Source organism: Bradyrhizobium sp. ISRA430, assembly GCF_029909975.1.
Taxonomy (GTDB): Bacteria; Pseudomonadota; Alphaproteobacteria; order Rhizobiales; family Xanthobacteraceae; genus Bradyrhizobium.
The window spans coordinates 5403719-5416970 of the sequence record NZ_CP094516.1 but is presented as its reverse complement, the minus strand read 5'-3'; the positions used below and the strand labels follow the sequence as shown (position 1 = coordinate 5416970).

At 64.7% G+C, this 13252-nt stretch carries 14 protein-coding genes; 5 read left to right on the top strand and 9 right to left on the bottom strand.

The features are described from left to right. Nucleotides 1-69: 69 nt before the first annotated feature. Complete coding sequence (locus MTX21_RS25690) at nt 70-1452, top strand: NAD(P)/FAD-dependent oxidoreductase (protein WP_280967461.1); 1383 nt, start codon at nt 70-72, stop codon at nt 1450-1452. A gap of 178 nt (nt 1453-1630) precedes the next feature. On the opposite strand, the gene MTX21_RS25685 is transcribed toward MTX21_RS25690, so the two are convergent. From MTX21_RS25685 to pheS, 3 genes are read right to left on the bottom strand one after another with little or no spacing between them, the layout of a single operon-like run. Beyond that, nucleotides 1631-2401, bottom strand: coding sequence for a sulfite exporter TauE/SafE family protein (locus MTX21_RS25685; RefSeq protein WP_280967460.1), 771 nt, complete (start codon nt 2399-2401; stop codon nt 1631-1633). A 55-nt stretch (nt 2402-2456) separates the two neighbouring features. Next, a complete protein-coding gene (pheT, locus tag MTX21_RS25680; protein WP_280967459.1) occupies nt 2457-4865 on the bottom strand; it encodes a phenylalanine--tRNA ligase subunit beta in 2409 nt (802 codons plus the stop codon). Beyond that, nucleotides 4862-5944 carry a phenylalanine--tRNA ligase subunit alpha gene (pheS, locus tag MTX21_RS25675; RefSeq protein WP_280967458.1) on the bottom strand — a complete coding sequence of 361 codons (1083 nt, stop codon included), beginning with the start codon at nt 5942-5944 and terminating at the stop codon, nt 4862-4864. The genes pheT and pheS overlap by 4 nt, the downstream gene beginning before the upstream one ends. A 150-nt stretch (nt 5945-6094) precedes the next feature. On the opposite strand from pheS, the gene MTX21_RS25670 reads away from it, so the two are divergent. After that, complete coding sequence (locus MTX21_RS25670) at nt 6095-6508, top strand: hypothetical protein (RefSeq protein ID WP_280967457.1); 414 nt, start codon at nt 6095-6097, stop codon at nt 6506-6508. 11 nt (nt 6509-6519) lie between these two features. Here MTX21_RS25670 and rplT read toward each other — a convergent pair whose 3' ends face one another. Both rplT and rpmI read right to left on the bottom strand, forming a co-directional pair. Continuing rightward, complete coding sequence (rplT, locus tag MTX21_RS25665) at nt 6520-6879, bottom strand: 50S ribosomal protein L20 (RefSeq protein ID WP_027550107.1); 360 nt, start codon at nt 6877-6879, stop codon at nt 6520-6522. A 79-nt stretch (nt 6880-6958) separates the two neighbouring features. Beyond that, on the bottom strand, nt 6959-7159 hold the full coding sequence (rpmI, locus tag MTX21_RS25660) for a 50S ribosomal protein L35 (RefSeq protein ID WP_008539890.1): 201 nt from the start codon (nt 7157-7159) through the stop codon (nt 6959-6961). Nucleotides 7160-7427: 268 nt separating this feature from the next. On the opposite strand from rpmI, the gene MTX21_RS25655 reads away from it, so the two are divergent. Continuing rightward, nucleotides 7428-7832, top strand: coding sequence for a hypothetical protein (locus MTX21_RS25655; protein WP_280967456.1), 405 nt, complete (start codon nt 7428-7430; stop codon nt 7830-7832). Nucleotides 7833-7890: 58 nt separating this feature from the next. Here the strand turns inward: MTX21_RS25655 and infC are convergent, their stop codons facing one another. Continuing rightward, complete coding sequence (gene infC, locus MTX21_RS25650) at nt 7891-8430, bottom strand: translation initiation factor IF-3 (RefSeq protein ID WP_082905765.1); 540 nt, start codon at nt 8428-8430, stop codon at nt 7891-7893. Between the two features lie 251 nt (nt 8431-8681). Here infC and MTX21_RS25645 point away from each other — a divergent pair, with 251 nt between their 5' ends. Both MTX21_RS25645 and MTX21_RS25640 read left to right on the top strand, forming a co-directional pair. Next, nucleotides 8682-9503, top strand: a complete 822-nt coding sequence (locus MTX21_RS25645; RefSeq protein ID WP_280967455.1) for an alpha/beta hydrolase — start codon at nt 8682-8684, stop codon at nt 9501-9503. A gap of 162 nt (nt 9504-9665) precedes the next feature. Further along, nucleotides 9666-10130 (top strand): nuclear transport factor 2 family protein, encoded by a 465-nt coding sequence (locus MTX21_RS25640; protein WP_280967454.1) that lies wholly within the window; start codon nt 9666-9668, stop codon nt 10128-10130. A gap of 151 nt (nt 10131-10281) precedes the next feature. On the opposite strand, the gene MTX21_RS25635 is transcribed toward MTX21_RS25640, so the two are convergent. The 3 genes from MTX21_RS25635 to MTX21_RS25625 form a co-directional block, all read right to left on the bottom strand. Continuing rightward, on the bottom strand, nt 10282-11079 hold the full coding sequence (locus MTX21_RS25635) for an acyl-CoA thioesterase domain-containing protein (protein ID WP_280967453.1): 798 nt from the start codon (nt 11077-11079) through the stop codon (nt 10282-10284). Nucleotides 11080-11376: 297 nt separating this feature from the next. Continuing rightward, nucleotides 11377-12558 (bottom strand): tRNA epoxyqueuosine(34) reductase QueG, encoded by a 1182-nt coding sequence (gene queG, locus MTX21_RS25630; RefSeq protein ID WP_280967452.1) that lies wholly within the window; start codon nt 12556-12558, stop codon nt 11377-11379. Beyond that, nucleotides 12507-13199, bottom strand: coding sequence for a glutathione S-transferase family protein (locus tag MTX21_RS25625; RefSeq protein ID WP_280967451.1), 693 nt, complete (start codon nt 13197-13199; stop codon nt 12507-12509). Before MTX21_RS25625 ends, queG begins: the two co-directional genes overlap by 52 nt. Nucleotides 13200-13252: the final 53 nt, after the last annotated feature.

Below are 13252 nucleotides of genomic sequence, written 5' to 3'. Positions count from 1 at the left end.
CGCGCAACATCAGATACGGCAAGGTTCGCTAGCTGTTCCCGTTACGCGCAAGTCCCCGGAAACCATGACATGATGATCACGCGCCGCAGCTTCCTATCGGCGTCGGCGGCCTTTGCCGCAACGCCGGTCCTGCGCGCAATGGCCGCGCCTCTGCCACGCGAGGCTGACATTGTCGTGATCGGCGCGGGGGTCGCCGGCATCGCTGCGGCCCGGCGGATCATGGCGACGGGCCGCAAGGTGGTGGTGGTCGAAGCGGCATCCCGGATCGGAGGCCGCTGCATCACCGATAGTACGACGTTCGGCGTGCCGTTCGACCGTGGCGCACGCTGGATGCACAATCCCGAGACCAACCCGATGATCCGCCTGGCGCGCGGCGTCGGGCTCGACGTGTCGCCTGCGCCTGTCAGTCAGAAGATGCGCATCGGCCGCCGCAATGCGCGCGCTGGCGAGACCGAGGAGTTTCTGGCGGCGCTGGTGCGCGCCAATCGCGCGATCGACGAGGCATCGCGCGGCAAGCTGGATACCTCCTGCGCTGCCGTACTGCCAAAAGATCTCGGCGATTGGGCGGGTGCTACCGAGTTCCTGTTGGGCGCGAGTTTCGCCGGCAAGGATCTCAAGGAACTCTCGGCCATCGACAAGGCACGCGCGCAGGACCGCAACGCGGCGATCGCCTGCCGCCAGGGCCTGGGCACGCTGATCAGCAAGCTCGGCGAACAGGTGCCGGTCGCGTTATCGACGCCGGCAAGCCGGATGGCGTGGAGCAATCGCGACGTCAGCGTCGAGACCCCCGCGGGCAAGATCACGGCGCGCGCCGCCATCATCACCGTCTCGACCAACGTGCTGAGCGCGGGAGCAATCAAGTTCGCGCCCGACATCCCGAAGCGGACGCTCGATGCCGCGGCCAAGCTCGGGCTCGGCAGCTACGATCACATCATGCTGGAATTGCCGGGCAATCCGCTCGGGCTCGCGCGCGACGACATTCTCATCGAGCAGAGCAATTCGACGCGCACGGCGCTCATGTTCGCCAATATCGGCGGCTCCTCGCTGTGTTCGATCGATGTTGGCGGCTCCTTCGGCCGCGATCTTTCCGAACAGGGCGAGCAGGCCATGGCGGCCTTTGCCCGGGAATGGATCACAAAGCTGTTCGGCGGCGAAGCGTCTGCAGCGATCAAGAAGACCAGCGCGACGCGCTGGAATGCCTCGCCCTTCGTGATGGGCGCGATGTCGGCCGCCTCGCCCGGCGGCCAGCTCTCGCGAAAGGTCCTCGCCGAGCCGATCGGCTGTATGTTCCTCGCGGGCGAGGCGACCCACGAGACCCTGTGGGGCACGGTCGATGGCGCCTGGGACAGCGGCGAGCGCGCGGCTGATGCCGCGCTGCGCAGGATTGGTGCGATCAGGGACGAACCCGCCGACGTGCCGACGCAATCGACCAAGCGAAGGAAAAAACGTTAGCCGTCGTCGCGGACAAGCGCCCCGATCTCAGCTCGTCGTCCTGGACAAGCGGAGCGCAGCTCCAGGACCCATTACCCCAGGGAGTGGTTTGACGAAGACTCGGGGTTACCACTTCGCACCACAACTACATCCTGGGGTAGTGGGTCCTGGCTTTCGCCAGGACGACACTGGATAGTTTTCAACGCAAAATCCCATCCAGTGCCGGCAGGCCGGTGATCACAGCCACGGCAATCAACACGTAGCAGATGCCGCGAAACATCTTTTCGCTGGCGCGGCCGAACAGGGACGCGCCGAAGGCGACGCCGAGGGCATAGACCGGGCCGACGATGAGCGAGAGCACCAGCGATTCGCGCGAGATCAGTCCCGTCGTCGCGTAGCTGATCATCGAGAAGGAGTCCGACGCTCCAAAGAACAGCACGATATTGGCGCGCGCGACAATCGGGGCAATCGGGCGGCCGAGCCAGTAGCCGACGATCGGCGGACCGCCGGTTTGCGCCAGCCCGCTGCAGAAGCCCGAGAGGCCGCCGATGCCGACCGACAGCCAGGTGTGATCCTTGCCGCGATAGCGCCAGCCCGAGAGCAGCAGAAGCAGCAACGCGGCAACGAAGCAGGAGATGATCCAGCGCGTGGTGACGGAATCGAGCACGCTGAGGAAATAGGTGCCGACGGGCACGCCGATCAGCGCGCCCAGCACGATCACCGCAGTGGCCCTGCGATCGGCCTTCCGCCAGGCGTCTGGCACAAGCGGCGCCGCCGCAACGAAATCGATAACGAGAAGCAGCGCGGCGACCAGCCGCGGTGCCGCGACGCTGCTTGCGAGCGGCATGAAGATCAGCGCGGCGCCGAAGCCCGAGAAGCCGCGCGCAGTGCCCGAAACGAAAGCGATGGCGCAAAGCGCCAGCGCGACGGTGAGGCTGACGTCGCCGGGGAGAAAGTCTCCAAAACTCATGCTCTGTGATCTTGGAGCATGATGTTGTCCGAAAACCGCTTCACACTTTTCGGCATCATGCTCTCAAGGTGCCGCCGGTCTTCTTCGTCACTTCGGCGACGATCTTTCCGGCGACGGCCTCTATCTCCTGGTCGGTCAGGGTCTTCTCGCGCGGCTGGATCGTCACAGCGATCGCGATCGACTTCTTGCCGTCCTCGATGCCCTTGCCTTCATAGACGTCGAACACGTTGACGCCAGCGATCAGCTTCTTGTCGACGGCTTGTGCCGTACGCACGATGTCGCCGGCCTTCACGCCACGGTCGACGATGAAGGCGAAGTCGCGCGAGACCGGCTGGAATGCCGATAGCTCGATTGCGGGCTTGGCGCGGGTCGGCCTCTTCTTAGCCTCGGGAATCCGCTCGAGGATCACCTCGAACGCCATCAGCGGCCCATCGGCGCCGAGCGCTTCGAGCGCGCGCGGGTGCATCTCGCCGAAATAGCCGAGCACGTTCTGCGGCCCGATCTGGATCGTTCCGGAACGTCCGGGGTGCAGCCACGCGGCGCCGCCGGGCACGATTTGCAGCGCCTGCATCGGCGCGCCGGCCGCAGCCAGCACCGCCAGCGCATCGGCCTTGGCGTCGAAGACGTCCGCTATCGCCGAGCCCGACCAGTGTCGCCCAAGACCTTCGGACGAGGCAAAGCCGCGGCGGACGCCGCTTGCCGCCATGAACTGATCCTGCGGACGATCGCCCTTGAAGATCTGGCCGACCTCGAACAGCGCGACATCGCCGAAACCGCGATCGGCATTGGCCTGCGCTGCCGCGATCAGGCCCGACAACAGGCTCGGCCGCATATCGGAAAGGTCGGCGGCAATCGGGTTGGCGACCTCGAGCTCGCGCTGGCCGCCGCCGAAGAGCTCCGCCGCCGGCTTGGTGATGAACGACCAGGTCACAGCCTCGACCATGCCGCGGCTCGCGAGCGCGCGCCTGACGCGCCGCGTGCGGAACTGCAGCGGCGTCAGTACGGGTTTGCGCGCGTCCTCGCCACGCTCGAACGGCGTCTCCGGCACCTTGTCGACGCCGAAGATGCGGACGATCTCCTCGACGATGTCGGCCTTGCCGTGCACGTCCGTACGCCAGGACGGCACCGCGACCTTCACCACCGGCCCCGCGCCCGCCATCATGAAGCCGAGATGGTTGAGGATGCGCTTCATCTCGACCTGCGGCACCTCGATGCCGGACAGCCGCTTCACCTCGGCAAGCGGGAATTCGATCACGCGGTCGTCGCCAAAAGCCTTGCCGACCACGACGGTCTCGGACGGCGCGCCGCCGCACATCTCCATCACGAGCTTGGTCGCAAGCTCGAGGCCAGGAACCATAAAGGCGGGATCGACGCCGCGCTCGAAACGGTAGCGCGCATCCGAATTGATGCCGAGCTTGCGGCCGGTCTGGGCGATGTTGATTTCGTTCCACAGCGCCGATTCGATCAGCACGTCGGTGGTGTTCTCGTCACAGCCCGAGGCCTCGCCGCCCATGATGCCGGCGAGCGATTCGACACCGTGGTCGTCGGCGATGACGCAGACGGCGGGATCGAGATTGTAGGTGCGGCCGTCGAGCGCGAGCAGCGTTTCGCCGTCGCGAGCGCGGCGCACGACGAGGTTGCCCTTAACCTTCTTGGCGTCGAACACGTGCAGCGGCCGCGCGCGGTCGAAGGTCATGAAGTTGGTGATGTCGACCAGCGCATTGATCGGACGGAGCCCGATCGCGGTCAGCCGCTTCTGCAGCCATTCCGGCGACGCGCCGTTCTTCACCCCGCGCACGAGGCGCAGCGCGAAGCCCGGGCACAGCGTGGCGTCCTCGACCGTGACCTTCACCGGGCAGGGGAATTCGCCCTTCACGACCTTGATGGTCGGGTCCTTGAACTTGCCCATGTCGGCGGCGGCGAGATCGCGCGCAATGCCGTGAACGCCGGTGCAGTCCTGGCGGTTCGGCGTCAGGTTGATCTCGATCACGGGATCGCCGAGGCCCGCCCATTCGGCGTAAGCAGCGCCGATGGGGGCATCGGCCGGCAATTCCATGATGCCGTCGTGGTCGTTCGAGATCTGCAACTCGGCCGCCGAGCACAGCATGCCGCGGCTCTCGACGCCGCGGATGGTGCCGATGCCGAGCGTGATGTCCTTGCCGGGAATGTAGGTGCCGGGCGGCGAGAACACGCTGACGAGCCCGGTGCGCGCATTCGGCGCCCCGCATACGACTTGCACCGGCGCCGCACCGCCTCCGGTATCGACCATGCAGACGCGCAGACGGTCAGCGTTCGGATGCTGCTCGGCGGAGATCACCTTTGCGATGGTGAAGGGTTTCAGCGCCCTCGCCTTGTCCTCGATGCTCTCGACCTCGAGCCCGATCATGGTGAGCTTGTCGGCCAGCCTGTCCAGCGGCTCGTCGGTCTCGAGATGTTCCTTCAGCCAGGAGAGGGTGAATTTCACGAGCTCAGCCCTCCTGCGAGCGTGGGGACTTCGAGCGGCTTGAAGCCGTAATGGGACAGCCAGCGGACGTCGCCGTCGAAGAGCTGGCGCAGGTCGCTCATGCCGTATTTCAGCATCGCGATGCGATCGATGCCCATGCCCCAGGCGAAGCCCTGGTACTCGTCGGGATCGATGCCGCAAGCGCGCAACACGTTCGGATGCACCATGCCGCAGCCGAGAATCTCGAGCCAGTCCTCACCCTCGCCGAAGCGGATCTCGCCCTTGTCGCGGCGGCACTGAATGTCGACTTCCAGCGACGGCTCGGTGAACGGGAAGAACGAGGGACGGAAGCGCATATTGATGTGGTCGACCTCGAAGAACGCCTTGCAGAACTCGTGCAGGATCCACTTGAGGTGGCCGAGATGCGAGCTCTTGTCGATGACGAGGCCTTCGACCTGGTGGAATTGCGGCGTGTGGGTCGCGTCCGAATCGATGCGGTAGGTGCGGCCCGGGCAGATCACGCGGATCGGCGGTTTCTGGCTCAGCATGGTGCGCACCTGCACCGGCGAGGTGTGGGTCCGCAGCAGCATGCGCGAGCCGTCCTCCTTCGGATGGAAGAAGAACGTGTCGTGCATCTCGCGCGCGGGATGCCCTTCGGGAAAGTTCAGCTTGGTGAAGTTGTAGTCGTCGGTCTCGATATCGGGACCTTCGGCGACCGAAAATCCCATGTCGGCGAAGATGGTCGTCAGCTCGTCCCAGACCTGGCTGAGCGGATGGATACGGCCGGCCTCGGCCGGCGCGTCGCGCAGCGGCAGGGTGACGTCGATGGTCTCGGAGGCGAGCCGCGCATCGAGCGCGGCCGACTTCAAGACGTCCCGCCGCGCAGTAAGCGCCTGCATGACCTTGTCCTTGGCCTGGTTGATCGCGGCTCCTTGCGTCTTGCGTTCGTCGGGCGACATCTTTCCGAGCGTCGCAAGCAGCGCGGAGATCGAGCCCTTCTTGCCGAGCGCTGCGACGCGCACCGCCTCGAGGGCGGCTTCGTCGCCGGCGCCGGCGATCTGGTCGAGGATGGAGGTTTCGAGCGTTGCGAGGTCAGACACAGTCAAATCCCTGCTGCCAAAATTCGGCTGGGTTGTCGCCGCCCGAAGGCCGTAACGTCAAGCAAAAAGCCGGTCATTTCGGGCTTGCGACCGGCTGGGTTGAACCTCGCGCATCGGCTCGGCACCAAGGGATACGAGGAGACTTTCGCGATGCTTCCAAGATCCTGTCTGGCCGTTCTGGCCGTCGCTTTGTCGGTCGCCGGGACCTCCGTGCGCGCCGCGGTTTGCATGGAGAAATCCATGACGCAGGACGAGATCATCGAGACGATCAACGCCCAGAAGGGCTGCGAAAGCGCGATGAAGGTGTTCCAGGATTGCGAATACGGCGCGAGCGGCGATGTCCAGCTTGGCGCCGCCGTCGAGAAGAAATGCGAGGCGGACTTCATGTCCGGCCTCAAGAGTGCGCGGAAACAGGCCTACCAACGCGAGATGCACGTCTGCGACCGAAAATACCGGAATCAATCCGGCACCATGTATCGATCGTTCACAGCGTTCTGCCGGGCGGAGGTCGCCCAGCGTTACTCGCAACGGGCGCTCAAGGCCGCGGGCCCGAAGGCCCGCTAGCGCTAAAGGCTTCAGGCAGCCAAAGCAGCCTTGGCCTTCTCGGCGATCGCCTGGAACGCAGCCGGCTCGCGGATTGCGAGATCCGACAGCACCTTGCGGTCGACCGTGATGCCCGACTTGGCGAGGCCGTCGATAAATCGGCTGTAGGTCAGGCCGAAGGGACGGACGGCGGCGTTGAGGCGCTGGATCCAGAGCGCGCGGAAGGTGCGCTTGCGACGCTTGCGGTCACGGAAGGCATACTGCTGGGCCTTCTCGACGGCCGGCTTGGCGGCGCGGATCGTGTTCTTGCGGCGGCCGTAGAAACCCTTGGCGGCCTTGTAGACTTTCTTGTGCTTGGCGTGGGCGGTCACACCGCGTTTGACGCGAGACATGACAAAAATCCTTCAGAGATGACTTAGGTTCGGGATCACCGCGCGAAACGCGGCTCGGCTGATGTGATCGTGGACGCGATCAGGCGTTCGGCAAGAAGTACTTCTTGACGTTGTCGCCGTCGGTCTTGAACAGCACGCGGGTGCCGCGAAGCTGACGGATCTGCTTCTTCGTTCGCTTGATCATGCCGTGACGCTTGCCGCGCTGGGCGTGCATCACTTTGCCGGTGGCAGTCACCTTGAAGCGCTTTTTGGCGCCCGATTTGGTCTTCAACTTGGGCATTTGGCTCTCCTATGGCCACAATAGAAATCCGCCCGCGAAGGCGGCTGGCCGTCAAAAATGCTCGTTAGAGCGTTGATTGTGCTCAGGTTTTTGCGCAGTGGCAGAAACCCGCACGGACATCGCCACGGCAGCCCTTAAATCAGCCGGGCGATGAAGGCTGGGCTTATGGCAGAGCCGAAGCGAAATGGCAACGATGAACCGCCGGAACCTGCTCGCCGACTATTCTGGGTTACCATGTCCACGCCTCGCCGCCCAGAGGAGGACCAAAATGGCCGACTTCCCGCAATCGCTTTCGTTTTTATCCGCCGTGACCCGCCCGCGCCATCTGCTGCTGTTTGCCGCGCTCGCCGCGGCCGTACCGCTGTCGGCCGCCGACGCCCGTGTGGGCAGCTACGACGGGGTCTGGAACGTCACCTTCGCCACCACCCGCGGCAATTGCAGCTCTGGCTACAGTGTTCCCTTCACCGTGATCGGCGGCCGCGTCTCGTCCGCCGGCGGCGGTCGGGTCTCCGGCAGGGTCAATCGCGCCGGCGCCGTCGCGGTCCAGGTCTCGGTCGGCGCATCCCACGCCAGCGGCGGCGGCCGCCTCGCTCGCGTGTACGGTGCTGGTTCGTGGCACGGCATCATCTCCGGCGACCGCTGCAGCGGCACCTGGCAGGCGACACGGACCTGAAACACAAACGGCCCGCCGGACATCCGGACGGGCCGTTGAATTCCTTCGAGAGTTGCCGTCAGCGCGGCGCCAGCACCATGACGACCTGACGGCCCTCGAACTTGGCGTCCTGCTCGACCTTGGCGAGCTCGGCGACGTCGCTCTTGATCTTGTCGAGCAGCTTGGTGCCGATCTCCTGGTGCGCCATCTCGCGGCCACGGTAGCGCAGCGTGATCTTGACCTTGTCGCCCTCTTCGAAGAACCGCTGCATCGCGCGCATCTTCACGTCATAGTCGTGGTCGTCGATCATCGGGCGGAGCTTGATCTCCTTGATCTCGACGGTCTTCTGCCGCTTGCGGGCCTCGGCGGCTTTTTTCTGAGCGGAATACTTGTACTTCCCGTAGTCCATGATCTTGCAGACGGGAGGGCTGGTATTCGGCGAAATTTCAACCAGATCCATGCCAGCTTCCTGGGCCAGCCGAATGGCCACGACGGTCTCGACCGTGCCTTTGTTCTCACCGGTCTGATCGATCAGTTGGATCTGCGCATTGCGGATATCATCATTGATGCGCGGCCCGTCTTTGCTGGCAGGGGCCGGGGCTCTATTGGGACGACGAATGGGTGGTTCTCCAAAGTTGTGAAGGAAGCAGCTATTTTGAAGGAAGATGCGTTTGCCGGCAAGCAAGTCGCTCGTGCGAGAAGCGAAAAACCCTCAAATGCGAGGCATTTTGGTCACGCCCATCGGCACGGTGCTCGACATAGACACCTTGCTTCTGTTCCGCAAGCGTCCCAAAGGGTCAATGTCGACATGGGATTGCGCTGCAGGACATGCTCGAACAGCTCAAACCGCACAACCAGAGTAAACGTTCCATGACCAATGCGATTTCCGACGCGCCGAGCTTCATCGATGTGGGCGAAGGTCCGTCCGCGCGCAAGATCGCGGTGCGCAGCCGCGCTGGGCAAGGCCCCGGGTTGATCTGGCTCGGCGGCTTCAAATCAGACATGCAGGGTACCAAGGCGTTGGCGCTGGATGGCTGGGCCAAAGATCACGGCCGCGCCTCGGTGCGGTTCGACTATTCCGGCCACGGCGAATCCGGTGGCGATTTCGCCGACGGAACCATCGGACGCTGGCTGGAGGAAAGCGTGGCGGTGTTCGAGCAGTTCTGCGAAGGCCCGCAGATTGTGATCGGCTCCTCCATGGGCGGCTGGATGGCGCTTCTGCTCGCGCGCGAGATCAGGAAGCGACAAGGGAACGCGCAAGGGAACGAGCCAGAGCAACAGCAGGCGAAGGCGTCGCTCGCGGGCCTCGTGCTGATTGCGCCGGCGCCCGACTTCACCGAGGAGCTGATGTGGAAGAACTTCTCGGCCGCGGTGAAGAAGGAGATCGAGACCAAGGGCGTCTGGTTCAGGCCGTCCGAGTATGGTGACGGCTCGCCCTATCCGATCACGCGGAACCTGATCGTGGAGGGACGCAATCACCTCGTGCTCGGCAGCGCCATCGACCTCGGCTGCCCCGTCCGCATCCTGCAAGGTGCCAAGGATCCGGACGTGCCGTGGCAGCATGCGTTTGCGCTGACGCATCGCCTGCCGGCCGACGACGTCGTGCTGACCATGATCCAGGACGGCGATCACCGCCTGTCGCGTCCGCAGGACATCGCACGCATCCTTGCCGCAGTGGCTGAGATCGGGTGAAGTGTTGCTAGACACCAGTGTCATCGCCCGCCTTGTGCGCACTTGCGCACTGGGGCGGGCGATCCAGTATCCCAGAGATGGACGTGTCTAACTGAGAGGCCGCGGCGTGCTGGATGCCCGCCTGCGCGGGGCATGACGGAGAATGGGGAGCGAGAAGCGCCGATGACCACCACCATGCTGCGTGCCTTCTGCGACGCGGTCGAGCAGCGCAACGGCAAGGCTTTTGCCGAACTGTTCACCGAGGATGGCGTCTATCACGACGTGTTCTACGGCGCGTTCGCTGGCCGCGAAAAAATCGCGGGGATGATCGACGACTGGTTCTATCGAACGGCCAAGGATTTCCGCTGGGACATGCACGAGCCGGTCTCCGACGGCACCACGCTCTATGCGCGCTATACCTTCAGCTATTGCTCGACATTGCCTGAAGCGAACGGTGCGCGGGCGATGTTCGAGGGCGTGGCGATCATGACGCTCCGCGACGGCAAGATCGCCAGCTATCACGAGGTCGCCAATACCGCGCCTGCCTTCGTCGACCTGAAGTTCGCACCGGAGCGCATCGCCAAGATCGTCGCCAGGCAGGGCGCCGAGCTGAGGGCGAGACCGGAGATGAAGCGGCATCTGGCGTAACTCGCTCCTTCTTGTCGTGGGAAGCGAGCTCTCTCCGCATCGTCATTCCGGGATGCGCCGTAAGCGCAGGCCCGGATCCATAACCACCATCGGGAGCATGGATTCCGGGCCCACGCTTCGCGTGCCCCGGAATGACGACTTGAGATGAGAGCTACGGCGGCGGTGGCTTCGCCATCGGCTTGCGCTGCGCCAGCGCCGCCACCGTTGCGGTGCCGATTGGGCCCTGTTCGTCGTAGAGCCAGCATTCACCGATCGCGACGCCGTCGGTGGCGTGGTGGTTCACCACCTCGAAGCCGATCCACCTCGTCACCGGCAGGCGATGCAGATAGATGGTCACGTCGCTGTTGATGTAGCCGAGCCCCTTGTCGCCGGCGTTGGCGAACGGGCTTGCGAAGTCGGCGCCGGTTGCGACATGGACGAATGGCGTCATCGCAACGCCCGCGATCAGCTCGCGCACCTCGCTCATCCAGAGCCGGCGCGCACCGAGCGAGCCCATGTGGCCGACGATCGGGCGCGTCGTCCATTTCCCGTTCATGCCGAGCCGCGGGTCGGTCGGCGGCGGAATGTCGGCGGGCTTTGGCGCATCCCAGTTCGGCGGCGACCAGACGCTGCCATCCGGATTCTGCGTCCGGCGCAGGAGCTGGCACGAGGCGCGCGCCATGCTGACGCCGCCGGAGAAGAGCTCCGCCTCGACCACGCGGATGCGCAGGCCGTCGCGCACCAGCCGTGTCGTCACTTGAATCGGCTTGTCGATGGTTGGCAGGCGAAACATGTCGACGGTGAGCCGTGCCGGCACGAATTCCTGGCTCGAATGGCGCTCCTCGATGGCGAAGCCGAGCAGGCCGACGATGACGCGTCCGTGCAGCGATTTCGGATCCCACGGACCATTGGCGACTTCCGTCGGATGGAATGTGTCGCCGTCGCGGGTGAAGAAAGGCATATTGGTCATGATGCGCGACCTTGAAGCATCGCGCGGGGAAATCAAGGTGCCCGATCCTCATGGTGAGGAGGCGCGAGGCGCCGTCTCGAACCATGCAGGCCCGGCTGCGGCAGCTCGGCCTTCATCCTTCGAGACGCGCGCAAGCGCGCTCCTCAGGATGAGGGTCAGGAGCGCCACGCGTTCCCCTCATCCTCCGCTGTCATCACCCGCGAAAGCGGGTGATCCAGTATTCCAGAGACAGTGACGGGTACGGAGAAGCCGCGGCGTACTGGATGCCCCGCCTTCGCGGGGCATGACAGTGGAGTGTTAGGAAGCGGCCCGCCACTCCTCACACACACTCTCATCGCACTCGCTTGCGATTGCATTTGCGCCCAGCGCCGCAAACTCCTCGCGCGACAACAACTGCCCCAACGCCCACACCGCGGCCCCACGCACCAGCGGGCTCGCATCATCCAGCGAACGCCGCGCCTCTTCCGCCAATGCGACATCACTCGAGTTGCCGATCGCGATCAGCACGTTGCGCACGAAGCGGTCGCGGCCGATGCGCTTCACCGGCGATTTCGCGAACAGCGCGCGAAACGCGGCGTCGTCGAGGCGCGCCAGTTCGGCAAGCTTTGGCGCGCGCAGCACGTCGCGTGCTGCGAGCTTTGCTTCGCGGCCCTCTTGGGCAAACTTGTTCCAGGGACAGGCGGCAAGGCAATCGTCGCAGCCATAGATGCGGTTGCCGATTGCTTTGCGAAACTCGCGCGGGATCGGTCCCTTGTTCTCGATGGTCAGGTACGAGATGCAGCGGCGCGCATCGAGCTTGTAGGGCGCGGGGAATGCCGCGGTCGGGCAGATGTCGAGACATGCATGGCAGGAGCCGCAATGATCGATCTCCGCGTCGTCGCGCGGCAGCTCAAGCGTGGTGTAGATCGCGCCGAGGAACAGCCATGAGCCGAATTCGCGCGAGACGAGATTGGTGTGCTTGCCCTGCCAGCCCAGATGCGCCGCCTGCGCCAGCGGCTTTTCCATCACGGCCGCGGTGTCGACGAACACCTTCACCTCGGACGGCGCGGTCGCAACCAGCCAGCGCGCCAGCGCCTTCAGGCGCTTCTTGATCAGGTCGTGATAGTCGTCGCCTTTCGCATAGACCGAGATCGCCGCACGCGTGCGCTCTTGCAGGATCGCCAGTGGATCCTGGTCGGGGCCGTAGTTCACTCCGAGCATGATCACCGAGCGCACGTCCTGCCACAGCCCGCGCGGATCGACCCGGCGCTCGGGCTGCGCAGCAAGCCAGTCCATGTCGCCATGGCCGCCCGAGGCGATGAATTCGAGGAAGTACTTTCCGGCATTCTCGATCGTGCCGGGTGCGGTGATGCCGATGCAGTCGAAGCCGAGCGCCTGCGCCTCGCGCGCAAGCGCAGCCTTCAGATCGGACAGATCAGACGCAGAGTTCAGAAGTCGAGATCCACATAGGTCCGCGACGCCGGCACGCCGGCCAGCCATTCGCTCAGCAGCGGGCGGAACGACGGGCGGGATTTCACCCGCGCGTACCACGCCTTTGCTGCGTCGTCCTCGCTCCATGGCACGTCGCCCAGATAGTCGATCGCCGAAAGATGCGCTGCGGCGGCGAGATCCGCATAGGTTAACCGGTCGCCGGCGAGGAAGTTGCGCGTCTGCGCCAGCCAGCCGATGTAGGCCAGATGATACCGCACATTGGCCTTGGCGGCGCGCATTACGTCGGCCGACGGCGGGCCGCCGCCGTTCTCCTCGCTCATGAAGCGCTTGTAGATGCGCTCGGTCACCAGCGGATGGGAGACCTCCTCGAAGAATTTCTCGTTGAACCAGGCCATCAGCCGGCGCACCTCGACGCGCTCGGTGATCGTGTTCGGCATCAAGCGCTTGACGCCCATGCCTTGCCCATAGGCCTCGTCGAGATATTCGGCGATGATCGCCGCGCCCGGAATCGGCGGCTCCTTTTCGTCCACCAGCACCGGCGTCGTGCCCGCCGCGTTGAGCAGCAGAAATGCTTCGCGCCGTTCCCAGGTGCGTTCCTCGGTCAGCCGCAGCTCGAGCCCGTATTCGCCCACGATCAGGCGGATGAAGCGCGAATGCGGACAGAACGGATGATGAAACAGCGTAAACATGCAGCCTGTGACTATTTGATGGTGCTTAAGAATCCATCAATGTTTTCTTCGGC

What these genes read in the sequence shown, in the direction of transcription:
- MTX21_RS25690 (WP_280967461.1), top strand. Translation starts at nt 70, where the DNA reads ATGATGATCACGCGCCGCAGCTTCCTATCGGCGTCGGCGGCCTTTGCC.
- MTX21_RS25685 (WP_280967460.1), bottom strand. Translation starts at nt 2,401, where the DNA reads ATGAGTTTTGGAGACTTTCTCCCCGGCGACGTCAGCCTCACCGTCGCG.
- MTX21_RS25670 (WP_280967457.1), top strand. Translation starts at nt 6,095, where the DNA reads ATGCTTCCAAGATCCTGTCTGGCCGTTCTGGCCGTCGCTTTGTCGGTC.
- rplT (WP_027550107.1), bottom strand. Translation starts at nt 6,879, where the DNA reads ATGTCTCGCGTCAAACGCGGTGTGACCGCCCACGCCAAGCACAAGAAA.
- rpmI (WP_008539890.1), bottom strand. Translation starts at nt 7,159, where the DNA reads ATGCCCAAGTTGAAGACCAAATCGGGCGCCAAAAAGCGCTTCAAGGTG.
- MTX21_RS25655 (WP_280967456.1), top strand. Translation starts at nt 7,428, where the DNA reads ATGGCCGACTTCCCGCAATCGCTTTCGTTTTTATCCGCCGTGACCCGC.
- MTX21_RS25645 (WP_280967455.1), top strand. Translation starts at nt 8,682, where the DNA reads ATGACCAATGCGATTTCCGACGCGCCGAGCTTCATCGATGTGGGCGAA.
- MTX21_RS25640 (WP_280967454.1), top strand. Translation starts at nt 9,666, where the DNA reads ATGACCACCACCATGCTGCGTGCCTTCTGCGACGCGGTCGAGCAGCGC.
- MTX21_RS25635 (WP_280967453.1), bottom strand. Translation starts at nt 11,079, where the DNA reads ATGACCAATATGCCTTTCTTCACCCGCGACGGCGACACATTCCATCCG.
- queG (WP_280967452.1), bottom strand. Translation starts at nt 12,558, where the DNA reads ATGGCTGGCCGGCGTGCCGGCGTCGCGGACCTATGTGGATCTCGACTT.
- MTX21_RS25625 (WP_280967451.1), bottom strand. Translation starts at nt 13,199, where the DNA reads ATGTTTACGCTGTTTCATCATCCGTTCTGTCCGCATTCGCGCTTCATC.